Source organism: Flavobacterium araucananum (assembly GCF_002222055.1).
Lineage (GTDB): Bacteria > Bacteroidota > Bacteroidia > Flavobacteriales > Flavobacteriaceae > Flavobacterium > Flavobacterium araucananum.
On record NZ_MUGS01000026.1, the window covers coordinates 1 to 674 of the forward strand.

At 40.2% G+C, this 674-nt stretch carries 1 pseudogene; it reads right to left on the reverse strand.

Annotation, left to right across the window (positions count from 1 at the left end):
* Window positions 1-674 (reverse strand): annotated as a pseudogene (locus B0A64_RS25185) (DUF6443 domain-containing protein); the annotation flags it as partial.

The window sequence follows — 674 nt, forward strand, 5'->3', positions numbered from 1 at the left end:
TTGTCTGCTGTTTCCTCCTGGATCCCCAACATTCTTGCTTTCTAATTGCCCTAATGCATCATAGTTGTTTGATGTTAATAGCTGCACAATTCCTGCGTTGACCTGATGGGTATGGGTTAGCAAACGATCTTGTGGCGAATAGGTAAAATCTTCTCTTACCACAAGCTCATTGTCTCCTAACGTTCGTTTGTGTCTGGTGATTGTATAAAGTGCTTTGCCCGAAAAGTCAAGTTTACTGTCTGTAAGGGTATACCCTCCTAAATGATTTTTAAGGTTAATGCGTATTGGTCGTCCTTTTATATCATCATAAATGGTTGTGGTCGTTTCTCCTAAAGTGGCTAGTGCTGTTGTTGCTACTCTGGTCCAGTTTCCTGTAGCCAGACCTTTTGTATTGGCTAACACAGGTTGACCTTCGATAGTTGTGGGTATAACGGGGGCATCCGGATACTCATAAGTATCGTAATAGGTAACTGTTAAGAGCTTAAAATTAGTTGGCGCATTTGCATTACTATAATTTACTGCAATTTGATCTATGGTTCCTGAGGTTTCTTTTTTTTCAAATAGAGTCTTTGCTGCATTTTGGGTATCCTGCAATGATTTTCGTATGACAGCATTCGACGATTGATCGTACCATCCGGTATAAACAGGACGGCTAAAAGCATCATATTTGGTAA